The organism is Aquipuribacter sp. SD81 (assembly GCF_037153975.1).
Classification (GTDB): domain Bacteria; phylum Actinomycetota; class Actinomycetes; order Actinomycetales; family JBBAYJ01; genus Aquipuribacter.
Genome location: NZ_JBBAYJ010000005.1, coordinates 1 through 17,272, shown reverse-complemented (window position 1 = coordinate 17,272; position 17,272 = coordinate 1). Strand labels below are relative to the sequence as shown.

General features: G+C 74.8%; 18 protein-coding genes. 8 read left to right on the top strand and 10 right to left on the bottom strand.

The annotated features are described in order from the left end of the window. From gnd to dnaA, 3 genes are all read right to left on the bottom strand, one after another. Window positions 1-999, bottom strand: coding sequence for a phosphogluconate dehydrogenase (NAD(+)-dependent, decarboxylating) (gene gnd / locus WAA21_RS04035; protein WP_336921476.1), 999 nt, complete (start codon window positions 997-999; stop codon window positions 1-3). Window positions 1,000-1,039: 40 nt separating this feature from the next. Next, the gene (dnaN, locus tag WAA21_RS04030) at window positions 1,040-2,161 is read right to left on the bottom strand and encodes a DNA polymerase III subunit beta (protein ID WP_336921475.1); all 1,122 of its coding nucleotides are present in this window, start codon (window positions 2,159-2,161) and stop codon (window positions 1,040-1,042) included. Between the two features lie 572 nt (window positions 2,162-2,733). Continuing rightward, complete coding sequence (gene dnaA / locus WAA21_RS04025) at window positions 2,734-4,191, bottom strand: chromosomal replication initiator protein DnaA (protein WP_336921637.1); 1,458 nt, start codon at window positions 4,189-4,191, stop codon at window positions 2,734-2,736. A 487-nt stretch (window positions 4,192-4,678) separates the two neighbouring features. Between dnaA and rpmH the strand changes: the two genes are divergently transcribed. From rpmH to WAA21_RS03985, 8 genes are all read left to right on the top strand, one after another. Then, window positions 4,679-4,816: a 50S ribosomal protein L34 gene (gene rpmH / locus WAA21_RS04020; protein WP_336921474.1), complete on the top strand. Its 138-nt coding sequence runs from the start codon at window positions 4,679-4,681 to the stop codon at window positions 4,814-4,816. Window positions 4,817-4,901: 85 nt separating this feature from the next. After that, window positions 4,902-5,315, top strand: coding sequence for a ribonuclease P protein component (locus WAA21_RS04015; protein ID WP_336921473.1), 414 nt, complete (start codon window positions 4,902-4,904; stop codon window positions 5,313-5,315). Then, window positions 5,308-5,661, top strand: coding sequence for a membrane protein insertion efficiency factor YidD (yidD, locus tag WAA21_RS04010; protein ID WP_336921472.1), 354 nt, complete (start codon window positions 5,308-5,310; stop codon window positions 5,659-5,661). Before WAA21_RS04015 ends, yidD begins: the two co-directional genes overlap by 8 nt. Window positions 5,662-5,676: 15 nt before the next feature. After that, a complete protein-coding gene (gene yidC / locus WAA21_RS04005) occupies window positions 5,677-6,657 on the top strand; it encodes a membrane protein insertase YidC (protein ID WP_336921471.1) in 981 nt (326 codons plus the stop codon). 160 nt (window positions 6,658-6,817) lie between these two features. After that, the gene (locus WAA21_RS04000) at window positions 6,818-7,420 is read left to right on the top strand and encodes a Jag family protein (RefSeq protein WP_442893225.1); all 603 of its coding nucleotides are present in this window, start codon (window positions 6,818-6,820) and stop codon (window positions 7,418-7,420) included. A gap of 1 nt (window position 7,421) precedes the next feature. After that, window positions 7,422-8,054, top strand: a complete 633-nt coding sequence (gene rsmG, locus WAA21_RS03995) for a 16S rRNA (guanine(527)-N(7))-methyltransferase RsmG (protein WP_336921470.1) — start codon at window positions 7,422-7,424, stop codon at window positions 8,052-8,054. Window positions 8,055-8,367: 313 nt separating this feature from the next. Next, window positions 8,368-9,447, top strand: coding sequence for an AAA family ATPase (locus WAA21_RS03990; RefSeq protein WP_336921469.1), 1,080 nt, complete (start codon window positions 8,368-8,370; stop codon window positions 9,445-9,447). Continuing rightward, the gene (locus WAA21_RS03985; protein ID WP_336921468.1) at window positions 9,444-10,565 is read left to right on the top strand and encodes a ParB/RepB/Spo0J family partition protein; all 1,122 of its coding nucleotides are present in this window, start codon (window positions 9,444-9,446) and stop codon (window positions 10,563-10,565) included. The genes WAA21_RS03990 and WAA21_RS03985 overlap by 4 nt, the downstream gene beginning before the upstream one ends. On the opposite strand, the gene WAA21_RS03980 is transcribed toward WAA21_RS03985, so the two are convergent. From WAA21_RS03980 to WAA21_RS03950, 7 genes are all read right to left on the bottom strand, one after another. Next, window positions 10,554-11,552 (bottom strand): D-alanine--D-alanine ligase family protein, encoded by a 999-nt coding sequence (locus WAA21_RS03980; protein WP_336921467.1) that lies wholly within the window; start codon window positions 11,550-11,552, stop codon window positions 10,554-10,556. The two genes, WAA21_RS03985 and WAA21_RS03980, sit on opposite strands and share 12 nt — an antisense overlap. Then, a complete protein-coding gene (locus WAA21_RS03975) occupies window positions 11,549-12,847 on the bottom strand; it encodes an aminotransferase-like domain-containing protein (RefSeq protein ID WP_442893224.1) in 1,299 nt (432 codons plus the stop codon). Before WAA21_RS03975 ends, WAA21_RS03980 begins: the two co-directional genes overlap by 4 nt. Before the next feature lie 90 nt (window positions 12,848-12,937). Beyond that, window positions 12,938-13,261 (bottom strand): thioredoxin, encoded by a 324-nt coding sequence (trxA, locus tag WAA21_RS03970; RefSeq protein WP_336921466.1) that lies wholly within the window; start codon window positions 13,259-13,261, stop codon window positions 12,938-12,940. A gap of 63 nt (window positions 13,262-13,324) precedes the next feature. Next, window positions 13,325-14,386, bottom strand: a complete 1,062-nt coding sequence (trxB, locus tag WAA21_RS03965; RefSeq protein ID WP_336921465.1) for a thioredoxin-disulfide reductase — start codon at window positions 14,384-14,386, stop codon at window positions 13,325-13,327. A gap of 121 nt (window positions 14,387-14,507) precedes the next feature. Continuing rightward, window positions 14,508-15,857, bottom strand: coding sequence for a hypothetical protein (locus WAA21_RS03960; protein WP_336921464.1), 1,350 nt, complete (start codon window positions 15,855-15,857; stop codon window positions 14,508-14,510). Beyond that, window positions 15,854-16,552, bottom strand: coding sequence for an RNA polymerase sigma factor SigM (sigM, locus tag WAA21_RS03955; protein ID WP_336921463.1), 699 nt, complete (start codon window positions 16,550-16,552; stop codon window positions 15,854-15,856). The genes WAA21_RS03960 and sigM overlap by 4 nt, the downstream gene beginning before the upstream one ends. After that, window positions 16,549-17,272 (bottom strand): discoidin domain-containing protein (locus WAA21_RS03950; protein ID WP_336921462.1); only part of this gene is annotated, 724 nt, incomplete at its 5' end. The genes sigM and WAA21_RS03950, both read right to left, overlap by 4 nt.

Below are 17,272 nucleotides of genomic sequence, written 5' to 3'. Positions count from 1 at the left end.
TCACGCCGGGCCCGTGGGCTCCTGGTCGGCCTGCGCGCCCTCCTGCACGGAGGCCTGCACCTGCTCGCTGGAGCCGGGCGGGGTGGACCGGACCGCGTGACCGCCGAACTGGTTGCGCAGCGCGGCGATCGCCTTCATCGCCGGGCTCTCCTCCTGCCGCGACACGAAGCGCGCGTACAGCGACGCCGCGATGGTCGGCGTGGGCACCGCGTTCGCGATGCCCTCGATGACCGTCCAGCGGCCCTCGCCGGAGTCCTCGGCGTAGCCGCTCACCTTGGCCAGGCCCGGGTCCTCCTCGAGCGCGCGCACGAGCAGGTCGAGCAGCCAGGACCGCACGACGGTGCCGCGCCGCCAGCCGCCGAAGATGGTGGTGACGTCGTCGACGGCGTCGCTGGCGGCGAGCAGCTCGTAGCCCTCCGCGAAGGCCTGCATGACGGCGTACTCGATGCCGTTGTGGACCATCTTCGCGTAGTGGCCCGCACCGACCGGGCCGGCGTGGGAGAAGCCCTCCTCGCGCGGACCCTCCGGACGCAGCGCGTCGAAGACGGGCATCGCCCGCTCCACGTCGGCGGCGTCGCCGCCGGCCATGAGGCCGTAGCCCTCCGTGACGCCCCAGACGCCGCCGGACACGCCGACGTCGACGTAGCGGATGCCGCGCTCGTGCAGGTGGGCGGCGTGCTCACGGTCGTCGGTGAAGCGGGAGTTGCCGCCCTCGATGACGAGATCGCCCGCCTCGAGCAGCTCCCCGAGCCGCGCGACCGTCTGCCGGGTCGGCTCGCCGCTCGGCACCATCACCCACACGGTGCGCGGCGTCGGCAGCGCGGCGACGAGGTCCTCGAGCGTCTCCACGTCGGTGGTCGAGGGGTCCGGGGCGTAGCCGGTCACCTCTAGGCCGGCCTCGCGGAGCCGGGTGCGCATGTTGCCGCCCATCTTGCCGAGGCCCACGAGGCCGAGGTGACGGACCGGGTCGTTGGTGTGCTGGCTGCTGGGCTCGCTCATGTCGGGCAAGCCTGGCCCCCCGGAGCCGCGACGGCCACTCTCAGCCGGCCATGCGGATCGGCATGAGCAGGTACGTGTACCCGCGGGTGTCCGAGGCGTCGGCCTGGTCGTGCCCCGACAGCAGCGCGGGCTTCGACGGCTGGGTGAACGACAGCTTCACGTACTTGCTGCCGGCCGCGCCGAGACCGTCCATCAGGTACTGCGCGTTGAACGCGATCGACAGCCCGGGGCCGTCGACGGCCTCCACGGCGAGCGCGTCGGTCGCCTGCGCGTCCTCGCCCGTGCCGGCCTCCAGCACGATCTCGTCGCTGCCGACGGTGAGCCGGACCGGGGACCGGTCGCCGATGAGGGCCATGCGCCTCACCCCGTCGACGAGCGCGGCGGCCTCGACGACGACCGTCGTGTCGGAGCTGTCGGGGAACAGGCGCCGCACCGGCGGGTACTCGCCGTCCATGAGCGGGACGGTCGTGCGACGGCCGCCGGCGGAGATGCCGAGGAGCTCGCCCGGCCCGCTCGACAGGCCGATCTCCACCTCGGTGCCGCCGAGGCTGCGGGCGATGTCGTTGAGCGTGCGCGCGCGGACGAGGAAGTCCGTCGCGGTGCCCGGGTCGTCCGCGTGCCACTCGACGTCGCGCAGCGCGAGCCGGTAGCGATCCGTGGCGACGAGGCTCAGCGAGCCCCCGTCGACCTCGACCCGGACGGCGGTGAGCACCGGCGGGGTCTCGTCGCGGGCCGCGGCGACGGCGACCTGCGAGACGGCGGCCGCGAACACCTCGCCTGGCACCGTGCCGACGCGCTGCGGCGGCGGCGGCAGCTGCGGGTACTCCTCGACGGGCATGACGGGGAGCGCGAAGCGGCTCGAGCCCGCCTCGACGCGCAGCTTGGCGCCGTCGAGGTGCAGCGTGACCGGCCGGCTGGGCAGGGCGCGGGCGATGTCGGCGAGCAGCCGGCCCTGCACGAGCACCCGGCCCTCGTCCTCGACCTGCGCGGGCGCCGTCATGCGGGCCGAGACCTCGTAGTCGAAGGCCGACAGCTGCAGGCCGTCGGGCACGGCCACGAGGAGGACGCCCGTGAGGACGGGGACCGGCGGGCGGGCCGGGAGGACGCGCGTGGTCCACGCCACGGCCTCCGCGAGCACGTCACGGTCGATCTGCAGTCGCACGGAACCTCCAGTTGCGGGCACGACACGTCGATGGGGGTGCCGAGCCTAGTCGGACGGCCCGACGGCGCCAGGGCCGTCGGGCACCTCGTCGCGCTCCACAGCCCTGTGCGCGTCCCCACCTCCACTCCAGCAGAGAAGTCTCGTCTTCTCCATAGGGCGTGTGGACGCTGTGGACACCTGGCGCGACGCGCGACGTGGCCAGCGGCGTCGCCCGCGCGGGGGCTGGGGACGCGGTGTGCACGACGGGGCGGCGAGCCGTGGGCACCTGGGTACGGACGGGACGCCGGCCGCGGACCTGTGGTCGGCGACGGCCCCGGCGACGGCCCCGGCCCACAGCGGACGCCCGTCGTGCACAGCTCCTCCCCAGGGGGTGTGGACGCCGTCCCGACGCGGTCGAGGGGTCGCCGCGGCACGCTCCCGGCGAGAAGTGCGGGCGCGGACCTGTCCCACGCGGGTGCGCCGGAACGCACAGGTTGTGGACAAACCTGTGGAGACAGGGCCCGGGGCGGGCCAGGGCACGGCTGCGGGCCGAGCCCGCACGGCGGGCAGGAAGGGTCGGTCGGGGGCGGGGGTCAGCGGTTCCCGGACTGCCGCTTGAGGCGGCTCGTCAGCTCCGTGACCTGGTTGTACACCGCCATCCGCTCGCTCATGAGGGACCGGATCTTGCGCTCGGCGTGCATGACGGTCGTGTGGTCACGGCCACCGAAGGCCTGCCCGATCTTGGGCAGCGACATCTCCGTCAGCTCGCGGCACAGGTACATGGCGATCTGCCGTGCGTTGACGAGCACACGGGACCGGCTGGAGCCGTGGAGGTCGTCGACGCTCACGCCGAAGTAGCTCGCCGTCTCCGCCATGATCTGCGACGACGTGATCGCCGGCTGGTCCGCGGACGGGATGAGGTCGCGGAGCACGACGTCGGCGAGCTGGGTGGTGAGCGGCTGGCGGTGCAGGCTCGCGAAGGCCGTGACCCTGATGAGGGCGCCCTCGAGCTCGCGGATGTTCGTCGAGATCCGAGAGGCGATGTACTCCATGATCTCGTCGGGCACGGCGAGGGAGTCGACGATCGCCTTCTTGCGCAGGATCGCGATGCGCGTCTCGAGGTCCGGCGGCTGCACGTCGGTGAGCAGGCCCCACTCGAAGCGGCTGCGCATGCGGTCCTCGAAGCCCTGCAGCTGCTTGGGCGGGACGTCGCTCGTGATGACGACCTGCTTGTTCGCGTTGTGCAGCGCGTTGAAGGTGTGGAAGAACTCCTCCTGCGTCTGCACCTTGTTCTGCAGGAACTGGATGTCGTCGATGAGGAGGACGTCCACCTCGCGGTAGCGGGAGTGGAACGCCGCCGCGCGGTCGTCGCGGATCGAGTTGATGAAGTCGTTGGTGAACTCCTCGGAGTTCACGTACCGCACCCGCATGCCGCCGTACAGGCTCTGCACGTAGTGCCCGATCGCGTGGAGCAGGTGCGTCTTGCCGAGGCCGGAGTCGCCGTAGACGAACAGCGGGTTGTACGCCTTGGCCGGCGCCTCCGCCACGGCGACCGCGGCGGCGTGGGCGAAGCGGTTGGACGCACCGATGACGAAGGACTCGAAGGTGTAGCGCGGGTTGAGCCGCGCCTCGGCCTCCTCCGCGAGGGTGCGGCGCCGGGTCGCGGGGCGCGGCGAGGCGAGCGCCTGCGCGTGGCGCCCACCGCGGACCTGGTCGGCGGCGGTGAGGTCGAGCACGTCGTCGGCGTCGTGGTCGGCACCGGGGTCGCCGTGGTCGGCACCGGGGTCGGCGGGCACCCACGCCCGGGAGTCGACCTGCAGCACGTGCTCGCCGTCGAGGGCGCCGAGGCGAGGGTCGACCACGACCTCCAGGCGCCACGTGGACCCGGTCGTCACCTGCAGGGCCTCGGTGACGGTGTCGAGCAGCTTGGTCTCGAGCAGCTGCCGGTCGAAGGAGGAGGCGACGGCCACCTGCGCGGTGTCGCCGTCGAGGGCCACGAGCCGGGCCGAGCGGAGCTGGCCCCGGTGCAGCGGCGAGAGGTCCTTCGGCATCGCGTGGATGCTCGCGGCCCACGTGTCGGCCAGCTCGTCCAGCGATGCCGCCGGTCCTGCCTCCGTCACGTGCTGCCCCTCCGTCGTCGCTGGTCGTCCACACCTCTGTCCACAGGTGTGGACTGCGACGGAGGGCGGCACGGAACGTAACGTGGTCGGCTCACCCGGTGCAACCACCGGGACCCTCCCCGGCCTCGCCCCCGAGCCCTTCGTTCCGCGCGCCTCGCTGTCGTTCCTCGGCGCTCGTGCGACTGTAGACGGTTCGCCGCCGGGCGTGCAGCCCTCTCGGGCGGCCGCTGTGGACGGATGTCGGCGGCCGCCGGCGGCGCTACGCTGACGGCTTCCACGGGTCCGCCGACGAGGCGGCCGCCCGGGCACGGCAGGCCGTTCGTTTGACCGTGTCCGCGGGCCCCCCGTACCTTTGTGCGGTTGTCACCCGTGCGCCTGCACGCGGTGACGCCGGAGTCGAGACGCTGAGAGGTCCCCAGTGAGCAAGCGCACGTTCCAGCCGAAGAACCGTCGGCGCGCCCGCACCCACGGCTTCCGTGCGCGGATGCGTACGCGTGCGGGCCGGGCGATCATCGCCGCGCGCCGCGCCAAGGGCCGTACCGAGCTCTCCGCCTGAGCGGGCGAGCCAGCTGCCGCGCGAGCACCCTCGTGCCGGACGTCACCACGACGTCGGCCCGAGGGTGCTGTCGCGTCCGGGCCTGATGTCGCTGCCCGCCCGGCACCGGCTGCGCCGCTCCGCCGACATCACCGCGACCGTGCGGGGTGGCCGGCGCACCGGCACCGGTCCGGTCGTGGTCCACGTGCGGCGGCGCTCCGCCGCGACCCCGGCACCCCCTGACGCCCGACCCGCCGAGCGAGCCGCGCCGGGTGGCGCAGTACGGCTCGCGTCGGTCACCCCGCGCGCGGTCGGCGGTGCCGTCCTCCGCAACCGGGTGCGGCGACGGGGGCACGCTGCCCTGCTGCAGGTGTTGCGCGAGCGCGACGTGGCGCCGGCCGACGTCGTGGTCCGCTACCTGCCCGGCAGCACCGACGCGAGCGTCGACGACGTCGCGCACGCGCTCGTCCGGGCGCTGGAGCGCGCAGGCGCCCTGACCCGGGACGGCCGGGATGGCTGAGCGCGCGCGTCGGGCGGGGGTCCTGCTGTGGCGCCTGCCCCGCGAGGCGCTCGTCCTCGTCATCCGGCTGTACCAGCTCACGCTGTCGCCGGTGCTGGGACCGGTGTGTCGGTTCGCCCCCTCGTGCTCGTCGTACGCTGTGACGGCGGTGCGCCGGTACGGGGTCCTGCACGGCAGCTGGCTCACCGTCCGACGGCTGCTGCGCTGCCACCCGTGGAACCCGGGCGGCTGGGACCCGGTGCCCGAGCGTCGCGGGGACCACCAGCACGAGCACGACGGCAACGAGCACCGCCACGAGAACACGAGCGCCGCCCGGTCCGACGCGGACCGTCGCGCGGCGTCCTAGGAGGACCAGGACCCGATGGGCGACTTCTTCGCGACCATCCTCTACCCCATCGAGTGGTTCGTGGCGACGGTGATGGTCGGCACGCACACCCTGCTCGTCAACCTCGGCTTCGAGCCCGACGGCGGACCCGCGTGGACGCTGTCGATCGTGTCCGTCGTGCTCGTCGTGCGCACGCTGCTCATCCCGCTGTTCGTGCGCCAGATCAAGGCGTCCCGGGCGATGCAGATCATCCAGCCCGAGATCAAGAAGATCCAGGACCGGTACAAGGGCAAGAACGACCAGGCCTCCCGCGAGGCCATGACCAAGGAGACGATGGAGCTCTACCGGAGCTCCAAGACGAACCCCTTCGCCTCCTGCCTGCCGATCCTCATCCAGATGCCGATCTTCTTCGGCCTCTTCCGGGTGCTCAACCGGCTGCGCAACCCCGACGCCGGGGCGATCGGTCCGTTCTCCGAGCAGCTGCAGAACGAGGCGGCGCAGGCGCGCTTCTTCGGGGCGCCGCTGTCGGACACCATGCTCAGCGCGACGAGCCCGTGGACGTACCTGGTGGCGACGATTCTCGTCATCATCATGACGCTGTCCCAGTTCTACGTGCAGCGCATGCTCATGACCAAGAACATGAGCCCGGCCGCGATGGACAGCCCGTTCTTCAAGCAGCAGAAGATGCTGCTGTACATCCTGCCGCTGGTGTTCGCCGTCTCCGGCGTCGGCTTCGCCATCGGCCTGGTCCTGTACTGGTGCGTCACCAACATCTACAGCGCCGTGCAGCAGACCATCGTCATCCGCAGCCTGCCCGCGCCCGGCTCGCCCGCCGAGAAGGAGCTCGAGGCGCGGCGCCGGAAGAAGGCGGAGCGCACGGCGGCCCGGACCGGCAAGAGCGTCGAGGAGGTGCTCGGCCTCCCCGAGCCCGACCCCGCCGCGAGCACGGCCGACCCCGTCAAGCGCGTCCAGCCCAAGCGGCAGACCCGGAGCAAGCGCAAGACCGGCACCCCCTGACGGACGGCGGTCCGCGAACCGCCCCACGAGCCGTCGTCGACCGGGTCTCCCGCCCCGGTCGGCGAGGACCACGCACCACTGACGAGCGGGAACACGTGGAGCCACCGCAGCAGCGGGGCACGAGGCGCCCGCCCGGGGCGGACGCAGGACAGGAGCGACCGTGGACAGCACCGCGGACGAGACGACAGGCACGGCGACGGCCGAGGGCGCGGAGCCCGGTGCGGCGAGCGCCACGACGGCGGGGGCCGGCGCGAGCGGGTCGGCCGAGGAGGAGCGCAGCCCCTCCAGGCGTCAGCAGCTGCTCGACCAGGAGGGCGACGCCGCCGCGGACTACCTCGAGGAGCTCCTCGACATCGTCGACCTCGACGGCGACATCGACATCGACGTCGAGAACGGCCGGGCGAGCGTCGCGGTCGTGGCCGACGGCTCCGACGCCAAGGACCTGCTCCGCCTGGTCGGACGGGACGGCGAGGTCCTCGAGGCGCTGCAGGAGCTGGCCCGGCTGGCGGCACAGGCGAAGACGGGTGAGCGGTCCCGCCTGCTGCTCGACATCGCGGGCTGGCGGGAGCAGCGGCGCAGCACCGCCTCGCGCATCGCGGCGGAGGCGGTCGAGCGGGCGCGGGCGACCGGCGAGAGCGTGGAGCTCGAGCCGATGCCGGCGTACCAGCGGAAGGCGGTGCACGACGCCGTGGCCGAGGCCGGCCTGCGTAGCGAGTCCGACGGCGTCGAGCCCAACCGCTTCGTCGTCGTCCTGCCCGACTGAGGTGACCGTCCCCGAGGCGGCTCGTGCCGTCTTCGGTGAGCGGGTCGACGTCGCGGCGGCCTACGTCGGTCTGCTCGAGGGCTCCGGGACCGAGCGCGGCCTCGTCGGGCCGCGGGAGCACGGACGCATGTGGGAGCGTCACGTGCTCAACTGCGCCGTCGTCGCCGAGCTCGTGCCCCACGGGGCCGGTGTCCTCGACGTCGGCAGCGGGGCCGGTCTGCCGGGCATCCCCCTCGCCGTCGCGCGGCCGGACCTCACCGTCGAGCTGCTCGAACCGTTGCTGCGCCGCACGACCTGGCTGGAGGAGGTCGTCGACGAGCTCGGCCTCGCCGACCGGGTGACCGTCACACGGGCTCGGGCGGCGGCCGCGCGCGGCCGGGACGCCGACGTCGTCACGGCTCGGGCGGTCACGGCGCTCGAGCGGCTGCTGCCGATGAGTGCCCCCCTCGTGCGCGACGGCGGTCTGCTGCTCGCGCTCAAGGGAGCCTCCGCCGGCGAGGAGATGGCTGCGGTCCCGGCCCGTCTGTGGACGGACTGGGAGCCGGGTGCGCGCGTGGCACGATGCGGGAGTGGGGTACTGGCAGAAGAGACGACGGTCGTCGTTGCGTACCGCCGACGCCGTCGTGGCCGCTGACCCGCGTCGAGCAGCGGCAACGGTGGCGCCCGTGAACGGGGCGTCGGTCGTCCCGGCGGCCGGTACCGACGACGACGTCTCACGTGGAACAGCCGAGTCGGTCGAGTCCCGCGGCGAGCGTGACCCCGGTGTCGCTGGGGCGACGACGCACGAACCCGCGGACAGCGACGCGGCGGGAGCGGACGCTCCTGTGGGCACTGGGACCGGCGCCGCACGCCCGGAGACCACGTCGGTGGGCTCCGAGGCACATGAGGCGGGGGCGGCGGACGTTTCACGTGAAACGTCGACCGTCGACCCCGCGCCGGCCGTCGCGGTGGACGGGGCATCCGCCCCCGTAGGGAGCCCGCAGGTAGACGGAACCGCCACCGACGCGAACGACTCGTCGTCCGCGCCCGCCGTTCCACGTGAAACATCGACGTCGTCGGAGGCCTCGTCCGGGAGTGCCAGCCGTCTCGACGGGGCCGCGGCGGCCGGTGACGACGGCTGGCGCGACGAGCTCGCCTCCGCGCTGCCGTCGCCCGACGAGGAGACGCCGCTGGCCCGCGAGCTCGCGACCGACGCACGGAGGCGTATCGCGCTGCACGGCCGGACCTTCCCGGCGCCGACCACCACCCGGATCATCACCGTCGCGAACCAGAAGGGCGGGGTGGGGAAGACGACGACCACGGTCAACCTCGCCGCGGCTCTCGCGCAGGGTGGGCTGCGAGTGCTCGTGGTCGACGCGGACCCGCAGGGCAACGCGAGCACGGCGCTCGGGGTCGACCACCACGGCGACGTGGCCGGGGTCTACGACGTGCTGCTCGACGAGGTGGGGCTCGCGGACGTCGTCAGCCCCTGCCCCCACGTGAGCGGGGTGTCGTGCGCCCCGGCCACCCTCGACCTGTCGGGTGCCGAGATCGAGCTCGTCCCGGTCGTCGCCCGCGAGTACCGGCTGCGCAAGGCGATCGACCGCTACGTGGCGGCGTGCGACGAGCCTCCCCACTACGTCCTCGTCGACAGCCCACCGAGCCTCGGGCTGCTGACCCTCAACGCGCTGGTCGCGGCCCGCGAGGTCCTCATCCCCATCCAGTGCGAGTACTACGCGCTCGAGGGGGTCAGCCAGCTCATGCGCACGGTCGAGCTCGTGCAGCAGAACCTCAACCCGGACCTCGACGTGTCGACGGTCGTGCTCACGATGTTCGACGGCCGCACCCGCTTGTCCGCCGACGTCGCCGCCCAGGTGCGTGAGGTCTTCGGGGAGCGCGTGCTGCGGACGAACATCCCGCGCTCGGTGCGCGTGAGCGAGGCGCCCAGCCACCTGCAGACCGTCATGACCTACGATCCGACGTCCAGCGGCGCGCTCTCCTACCTCGAGGCCGCGCAGGAGATCGCCATGCGAGGAGCTGCCACGTGAGCACCCCCCGACGCGGGCTCGGCCGAGGTATCGGCGCCCTCATCCCTCCCGCGCCGGCCGCGGCACGCCCGGTCGTCGCTCCGCCGAGCGAGCGTCCCGTCGACGTGTTCTTCCCCTCGGTGACGCGGCCCGCCTCGGAAGACGACCGCGTCGCCGTGGCGCCGGACGACGAGACGGTCGACGACCGCGCGAGCACCGGTGTTTCACGTGAAACGGCGTCGGCCGGTGCGGACCTCGTCGCCGTGCCGGGCGCCACCTTCGCCGAGATCCCGCTCGGGGAGATCCGGCCGAACCCCCGTCAGCCGCGACAGGTCTTCGATGCGGACGAGATGGCCGAGCTCGTGCACAGCGTCGGCGAGATCGGCGTGCTGCAGCCCGTCGTCGTACGCCCCCTCTCCGAGCCCGAGGGCGAGGTCCGGTACGAGCTCATCATGGGTGAGCGCCGCTGGCGCGCCTCGGGCGAGGCCGGTCTCGCCACCGTCCCGGCGGTCGTGCGCGCGACCGAGGACGACGACCTCCTGCGTGACGCCCTGCTGGAGAACCTGCACCGCAGCGAGCTCAACCCGCTCGAGGAGGCGGCCGCCTACCAGCAGCTGCTCGACGACTTCGGGTGCACGCAGGACGAGCTGTCGCGCCGCATCGGCCGGTCCCGCCCGCAGGTGTCGAACACGCTGCGCCTGCTCCGGCTGCCACCGGCCGTGCAGCGACGTGTGGCGGCCGGGGTGCTGAGCGCCGGCCACGCCCGCGCTCTGCTCGCGCTCGACGACGAGGAGGCGGCGGAGCGGCTCGCCTCCCGCATCGTCGCCGAAGGGCTGTCGGTCCGGGCGGTCGAGGAGATCGTCGCCAGCGGCGGCGCGCGACCGGCCCGGGCGCGCGGTCCCCGCGCGGGCCGGCACATGCCGCTGCTCGACGACGTCGCGAGCCGGCTGTCGGACCGGCTCGACACCCGCGTCAAGGTCGCGCTCGGCCGGAACCGTGGCCGCCTCACCGTGGAGTTCGCCACGGTCGAGGACCTCGACCGCATCCTGGCGGTGCTCGACCCCGGCGGTCCCGGCCTCCGGGGCGGGAGCACGGACGGGTCGTCCGGTTCTGCCGACGAGGAGTACTCAGCCCGCTGAGGAGGCTCCGGCCGCGGCGACGAGGCGGGCGTAGACCGCGGCCGCGCCGCCCTGCTCCTGCAGCGCCTGGGGGACGAGGCTCGTCCCCGTCATCCCGGGAGAGGTGTTGACCTCGAGGAACCAGGCCCGCCCGTCGGCGTCGACGATCCAGTCGCTGCGGCTCAGGTGGCCGAGCCCGAGCGCCACGTGGACCGCGACGGCCTGCGCGAGCAGCCGCTGCGCGACGTCGTCGGGCAGGCGGGCCGGGCAGTGGAAGACCGTGGCGCCGGCGGTGTAGCGGGAGCCGTAGTCGTAGGCCCCGGAGTCCGGGGCGATCTCGACGGCGGGCGCGGCGACCGGACCCCCGCCGTCGTCGACGACCGTGACGGCGACCTCGGTCCCGGGCACGAACCGCTCCACCCGGCACTGGCTGTCGTGCCCCAGGGCGCTCACCATCGCGTGCGGCAGGTCCCCCGGGTCGTGCACGACACCGACCCCGAGGCTCGAGCCGCCGTGGACCGGCTTCACCACGACGGGACCGGGGATGCGCTCGGCGACGAGCGGGAGCAGCCGGGCGGGGCCGACGTCACGGACGAGGCTCTGCGGCAGCGTGACCGACGGCGGCACGGCGGCACCGGCCCGGGCCGCGACCTCGGCGGCCGCCGTCTTGTCCCACGCGAGCCGGGCCGCGCCGGACGGCGAGCCGACGAACGGGACGCGGAGCAGCTCGAGCACCTGCGGCAGGGTGCCGTCCTCGCCACCGGCCCCGTGCAGGACGGGCCAGACGACGTCGGGCGCGTGGCGACGCACGACGTCGAGCAGGTCGGCGCCGACGTCGGCGACACCCGCGTCCACCCCGACCTCGGCGAGGGCGGAGACGACGCCGCGACCGGACTGCAGCGACACCTCGCGCTCGGCGGACAGGCCGCCGGCGAGCACGAGCACCTGGGTGGTCGCCGCCGGTCGCTCCCCGCCCGCCCGGCCGCGCCCGGCCTCGACGGCCGTCATGCGGTGTCCGTCGCGGGACGGTCGGCGTCGCCGGCGGGCACCCGCGGCACGCCCGTCGGCGAGGCACCGAAGGTGGCGACGAGCTCCTGCTCGGCCGCGACGACCGTCGCCAGCCGGCGCACCCCCTCCACGATGCGGTCCGGCGGGGGGTAGCAGAAGGAGAGCCGCGCGAAGGCGGCCCCGCCGCCGTCGGCGTGGAAGGCGGTCCCCGGCACGTAGGCGACCCGGGCGGCGACGGCCCGGGGCAGCATCGCGGCGGTGTCGAGGCCGTCGGGCAGACGGACCCACGTGAAGAAGCCGCCGTCGGGCCGGGTGACGTGCGCGTCCGGGAGGTGGCGTGCGAGGGCACCGAGCAGGGCGTCGCGGCGCTCCCGGTACAGCCCGCGCAGCACCTTGACGTGGGCGCGCCAGTCGCTGCCCCGCAGGTACGTCGCGACGACGCGCTGGCTGAAGGCGGACGGGCAGAGCACCGACGCCTCGGCGGCGAGCACGAGCTTGGCCCGCAGCGCCGGCGGGGCGACCGCCCAGCCGACACGGAGGCCCGGGGCGAAGGTCTTGGAGAACGAGCCGAGGTAGACGACCCCGTCCGTGTCGCGGGAGTGCAGGGAGGCCAGCGGCTCGCTGTCGAAGCCGAGGAGGGCGTACGGGTCGTCCTCGACGAGCAGCAGGCCGAGCCGGCGGCACACGTCGACGAGCTCGTCGCGCCGGGCCGCGCTCGTCGTCACGCCGCTGGGGTTCTGGTGGTGCGGCACGACGTACAGCGCCTTCACCTGACGGCCCGCCGCACGCTCGCGCGCGACGAGCTCCGTGAGGGCGTCCGGCACGACCCCCGCCTCGTCGGTGGCCACGTGGCGCACTGCGGCCTCGTAGGAGCGCAGGACGCCGAGCGCCCCCACGTAGCTCGGGGACTCCACGACGACGACGTCACCGGGGTCGACCATGACGCGCACGAGCAGGTCGAGCGCGTGCTGCGAGCCGGTCGTCACGACGACGTCGTCCGGGTCGACGTCGGAGCCGACCGTGGTCATGACGTCCGCGATCTGCTCTTGCGCAAGGACATCGCCTTGCCCCGAGCCGTACTGCAGGGCGGTGGCGGCGGACTCCTCGACACAGCGGCGCACGATCGCGCCCACCTCGTCCAGCGGCAGCGCGTCGAGCGTCGGCATGCCCCCCGCGAGGCTCACCACCTCGGGCCGGCTCGCGACGGCGAACAGCGCGCGGATCTCGGACGCGGTCATGCCGGTCGCGCGGCGGCTGTACGCGCCGTGCCACCGGTCGAGTCGCGTGCCCGTCACCCGGCGAAGTCTGTCACGCACGACGTGCGAGGACCCGCCCACCCAGAGGGTGGACGGGTCCTCGTGTCGCGGGGCCGGAGGCGGCCCCTCTCAGCCCAGGAACTCCTCGAGCTCCTTGACGAGGCGCGGCTTGGGGTGGGCGCCGACGAGGCTCTTCACCAGCTCGCCGTTCTTGTAGACGTTGAGCGTGGGGATGCTGACGACGCCGTACGCGGCCGCGGTACGGGGGTTCTGGTCGGTGTCGACCTTCACCACGTCGATCTTGTCGGCGTACTCGTTCGACAGCTCCTCGAGGATCGGGGCGACCTGCCGGCACGGGCCGCACCAGGTGGCCCAGAAGTCGACGAGCACGGGCTTGTCGGACTGCAGGACGTCCTTGTCGAAGTCGGCGTCGGTCGTGGCCTTGGTGGGCATGTCGCTCCCTCTCCCCGGGTGGTCCCGGTGGTCGGTGTGGTGGTGGTGGGTCGGTGGGGTGGGTCAGTCGGCGCTGGCGAGGACGTGCTCGCCGGGCCGGTCGTGCTGCAGGTGCTCCTCGGTCGCCTCCGGGAAGGCGGTCTCGACCGCGGTCTCCACGTCGTCGGTGTCGTCGAGCGCGGCGAGGTAGCGCTCGGCGTCCAGGGCGGCCGCGCAGCCGGAGCCGGCGGCGGTGATGGCCTGCATGTACTCGTGGTCGAGCACGTCGCCGGCGGCGAACACCCCGGGCAGGGACGTCTTGCCGGAGCGGCCCTCGACGACGACGAAGCCGTTCTCGTCGAGCTCGAGCTGCTCGCGGACCAGGTCGGTGCGCGGGTCGTGCCCGATGGCGACGAAGACGCCGCTCACCTCGAGCTCGCTCTCCTCGCCGGTGACGGTGTCGCGCAGACGCACCCCGGTCACCGAGGAGTCGCCGAGGATCGCCGCGACCTCGCTGTTCCAGCGGAACGAGATCTTCGGGTCGTTGAACGCCCGGCGCTGCATGATCTTGCTGGCGCGCAGCTCGTCGCGGCGGTGCACGATGGTGACGGACCGGGCGAACCGGGTGAGGAAGGTCGCCTCCTCGACGGCGGAGTCGCCGCCGCCGACCACGATGATGTCCTTCTCCTTGAAGAAGAAGCCGTCACAGGTGGCGCACCAGCTGACGCCGCGACCGGACAGCCGCTTCTCGTCGGGCAGGCCCAGCTCGCGGTACGCGCTGCCGGTCGCGAGGATGACGGTCCGGGCGCGGACGGTGTCGCCGCTGCCGGTGACGAGCTCCTTGACCTCGCCGGCGAGCCGCATCTCCACGACGTCGTCGGCGACGAGCTCGGCGCCGAAGCGCTCGGCCTGCGCGCGGAGCTGCTCCATGAGGTCCGGGCCCATGACACCGGTGGGGAAGCCGGGGTAGTTCTCGACCTCGGTGGTGTTCATGAGGGCGCCGCCGGACTCGACCGACGACTCGAAGACCAGCGGGGCGAGCTCCGCCCGGGCGGCGTAGATGGCGGCGGTGTAGCCGGCGGGGCCGGAGCCGACGACGACGACCTCGCGGACCTGGCCGTCGGTGACGGTCGTGGCGGTGCTCATGCGTGCGCCTCCTGCACATCAGCGGGTTCCGGGGTCGTCAACACTACGGGCGGTCCCGGTGTTCCGGGCCCGGCCGCGACCCCGGGGCGGGCACCCGACCGGCGCAGCGCGGCCCGTCGGCTCAGCCGCCGACGCGGTAGAAGTTGCGCAGGTCGCCGCAGTCCGGCGCGGTGACGTAGACGAAGTAGCCCTGCCCCGACGCGTCGGGGACCACGACGACCGTGGACTCGAGGCCGTCGACCGTCGCGGAGACGTCGACCGCCGCGGCCGGCGCCTCGCTGCCGTGCAGCGAGGCGACGCACTCGCCGAGCAGCGCGGGGTCGGCGAGGGGGCTGCCCACGGCACCCGCCCGGGCGTCGAACCGCGAGTCGGCCGCGCCCGCGCTGCTCAGCAGCTCGCCCTCCTCGCTCCCGGGCTCCTCCGGCGCCACGGTGCTGTCCCCGCCGACGGCGGTGTCCGCGCCCGCCTCGGCCTCCGCGGCGGCCCCGGCGCTGTCCTCGGGGGTGACCTCGGCGATCTCGCCGGGGGAGCCCGACGCCGCCGCGGCGACGAGGGCGTCGACCTGCGCGGCGAACGCGGCCTCGTCGGCGGTCGCGTAGTCGGTGCCGGTCGCGACGAGGGCCCGCGGGGCCGGGGCGTCGGCGAGGGCCGACTCCGCCCCGCCCGCGTCCGCGGCCTCGGTGACGGCCGCGTCGTCGCCGCCGCCGAGCTGACCGACCGCGACGGCGCCGGCGACGCCGAGCACGAGGACGCCGGCCGCCACGGGCAGCCACCGGGTGGCGAGGGCGCGACGCCGCTCGTCCTGCTGCTCCTCGCGCTGCTCGCGCCGCGAGGCCGACCCCGCGGACGTCCCGAGCACGGCGGCGACGGGCGTCGGGCGCGGGCCGCCCTCGGCCCCCACCGCGGCCGGGTCCGCGGCGTCCGGGTCGCGGGGGAGGGGGCCGTCGGCGCCCTCCGGGTCACCGGCCCCGCCGGACGGGACGGGCGTCGGCGCCGCGGCCGGCGGGACCGCGGCTCGGGGCGGGACCGCCGCGGCGGGCGGGACGTCGCCGCGCAGCGGCACGGCGGCTGCCGCACCACCGAGGGTGGGGGCCGACGCGGCGGGCGGCGTCGCCGCGGCGGCACCCGCGGCACCACCTGTGGCACCACCTGTGGCACCCCCCGCGGCGCCCGCGGCACCTGTCGTGGCGGTCGGGTCCGTCGCGTCCGTCGCGCTCGGCCCGTCCGCCGGCCCGGTGGGCTCGGTGGGCTCGGTGGGCTCGGTGGGCTCGGTGGCCGCGGTGGCCACGGCGGGGGCACCGGCTCCCGTGGGTGCGCTCACGACGGCCGGGGCGGCACCTGCGGAGGGGTGGCCGGCCACGGCGTCGCGGACCGCGCGGTCGAGGCGGGCGGCCACGTCGTCCGGCAGGGCCGGCGGCGGCGCGGCGGCCAGCAGCTCGGCCACCCAGGCGTCGTCGTCGTGCGTGCTCACCGGTTCTCACCTGCCGTCCCCGTCGCGTGCGGTCGCGCGCCCCCGGTCGGAGGCGTCCCGGGTTGGACGTCGTGGTCGGCGCGCGGGTTCCCCTCGCCCGTCCCGGCGTGGTGCGCGTCACTGCCGGCGTGGTCGTCGCCGGGACCGGCGCGCTCCTCGTCACCGCCGGGCCGGAGCACGCGGGCGAGCTGGGCGCGCCCGCGCGAGCAGCGCGACTTGACCGTCCCCTCCGGCAGCTCGAGCACCTCGGCCGCCTGGGCGACCGACAGCCCGTGCATGTGGACGAGCACGACGGCGGCGCGCTGCCCGGGGCTCAGCGTGCGCAGCGCGGCGTCGACGTCGAGCCGCTCCGCGGTGCGGGCCGGCTCGTCGACCCCGGACGGGGGGTCGACCCGCTCGTCCAGCGGGGTGGTGGGTCGCGCGGCGGCGCGGCGCAGGCGGTCCAGGGACGCGTTGACGACGATGCGGTACAGCCACGTGCGGACCGCCGACCGCCGCTCGAAGCGCTCGACGGAGCGCAGGGCGGAGACCAGCGCCTCCTGCAGCGCGTCCTCCGCGTCGGCGGGGTTGCCCGTGGTGCGCACGGCGACGGCCCACAGCACGTCCCGGTGCCGGCGCACCAGCTCGGCGAACGCGTCGGGGTCACCCGCGAGGTGCGCGTCGAGCAGGGCGGCGTCGCTCCCGCCGGCGGTCACGGCGCGACCTGCACCTGGACCTCGCTGACGAGCGCGCGCCAGTCGCCCTCGTTCTCCGGCAGCGACGTGAACCACAGGACGACGAACTGGGCCTCGACGGGCTCGTCGAGCTCGACGACCTGCTCGCCGCCGCCCGTCCCGAGCGTCCCGACGACCTCCGAGCCGTCGTACGACGCGTCCGGTGCGGTCCGCACCTCGAGGGCCCCGTCGCTGCCGGGCGCGACGACGCTGACCCCCGACACGAGCCGCGGCTCCCCGAGGTCGAAGGCGAGGCCGAGGCCGTCCTTGAGCCCGCCGAAGGCCTGCGAGTTGTAGCGCTGCGTGGTCCACGCGCTCGACGGGTCGCCGTCGATGGCGCGCGGGGCCTCCTGGTCGTTCTCCTCGCCGTCGCCCAGCGGGTCGAGCGGCTGGACGCCCGCGGGGCTCACGAACTCCGGCTCCACCGGCCCGCTCGGCTCCGGCTCGCTCGGCGCGGGCTCGCTGGGCTCGGGGCTCGGCTCCGCCGCGGACGGCTGGACGGTCTGCGTCACGGTGGGCTGGGGCGCGGCGACGGTGGGGTCGCGGAGACGGTCGAGGCCGTACACGAGGGCACCGACCACGACGGCGCCCATGACGAGGACGACGGCGACGCCCGCACCGGCGCCCGCGGGCCGCCGGCGCGGCGGCCGGCTGCCGGTCGGGCGCACCCCCGAGGGCCCCCGTCCGCCCGGCGCGCCCGGG

Bases quoted from the DNA above. Each gene is read 5' to 3' on its own strand.
- gnd (WP_336921476.1), bottom strand. From the start codon at position 999: ATGAGCGAGCCCAGCAGCCAGCACACCAACGACCCGGTCCGTCACCTC.
- dnaA (WP_336921637.1), bottom strand. From the start codon at position 4,191: ATGCCGAAGGACCTCTCGCCGCTGCACCGGGGCCAGCTCCGCTCGGCC.
- WAA21_RS04015 (WP_336921473.1), top strand. From the start codon at position 4,902: ATGTCGCTGCCCGCCCGGCACCGGCTGCGCCGCTCCGCCGACATCACC.
- yidD (WP_336921472.1), top strand. From the start codon at position 5,308: ATGGCTGAGCGCGCGCGTCGGGCGGGGGTCCTGCTGTGGCGCCTGCCC.
- yidC (WP_336921471.1), top strand. From the start codon at position 5,677: ATGGGCGACTTCTTCGCGACCATCCTCTACCCCATCGAGTGGTTCGTG.
- WAA21_RS03980 (WP_336921467.1), bottom strand. From the start codon at position 11,552: ATGACGGCCGTCGAGGCCGGGCGCGGCCGGGCGGGCGGGGAGCGACCG.
- trxA (WP_336921466.1), bottom strand. From the start codon at position 13,261: ATGCCCACCAAGGCCACGACCGACGCCGACTTCGACAAGGACGTCCTG.
- trxB (WP_336921465.1), bottom strand. From the start codon at position 14,386: ATGAGCACCGCCACGACCGTCACCGACGGCCAGGTCCGCGAGGTCGTC.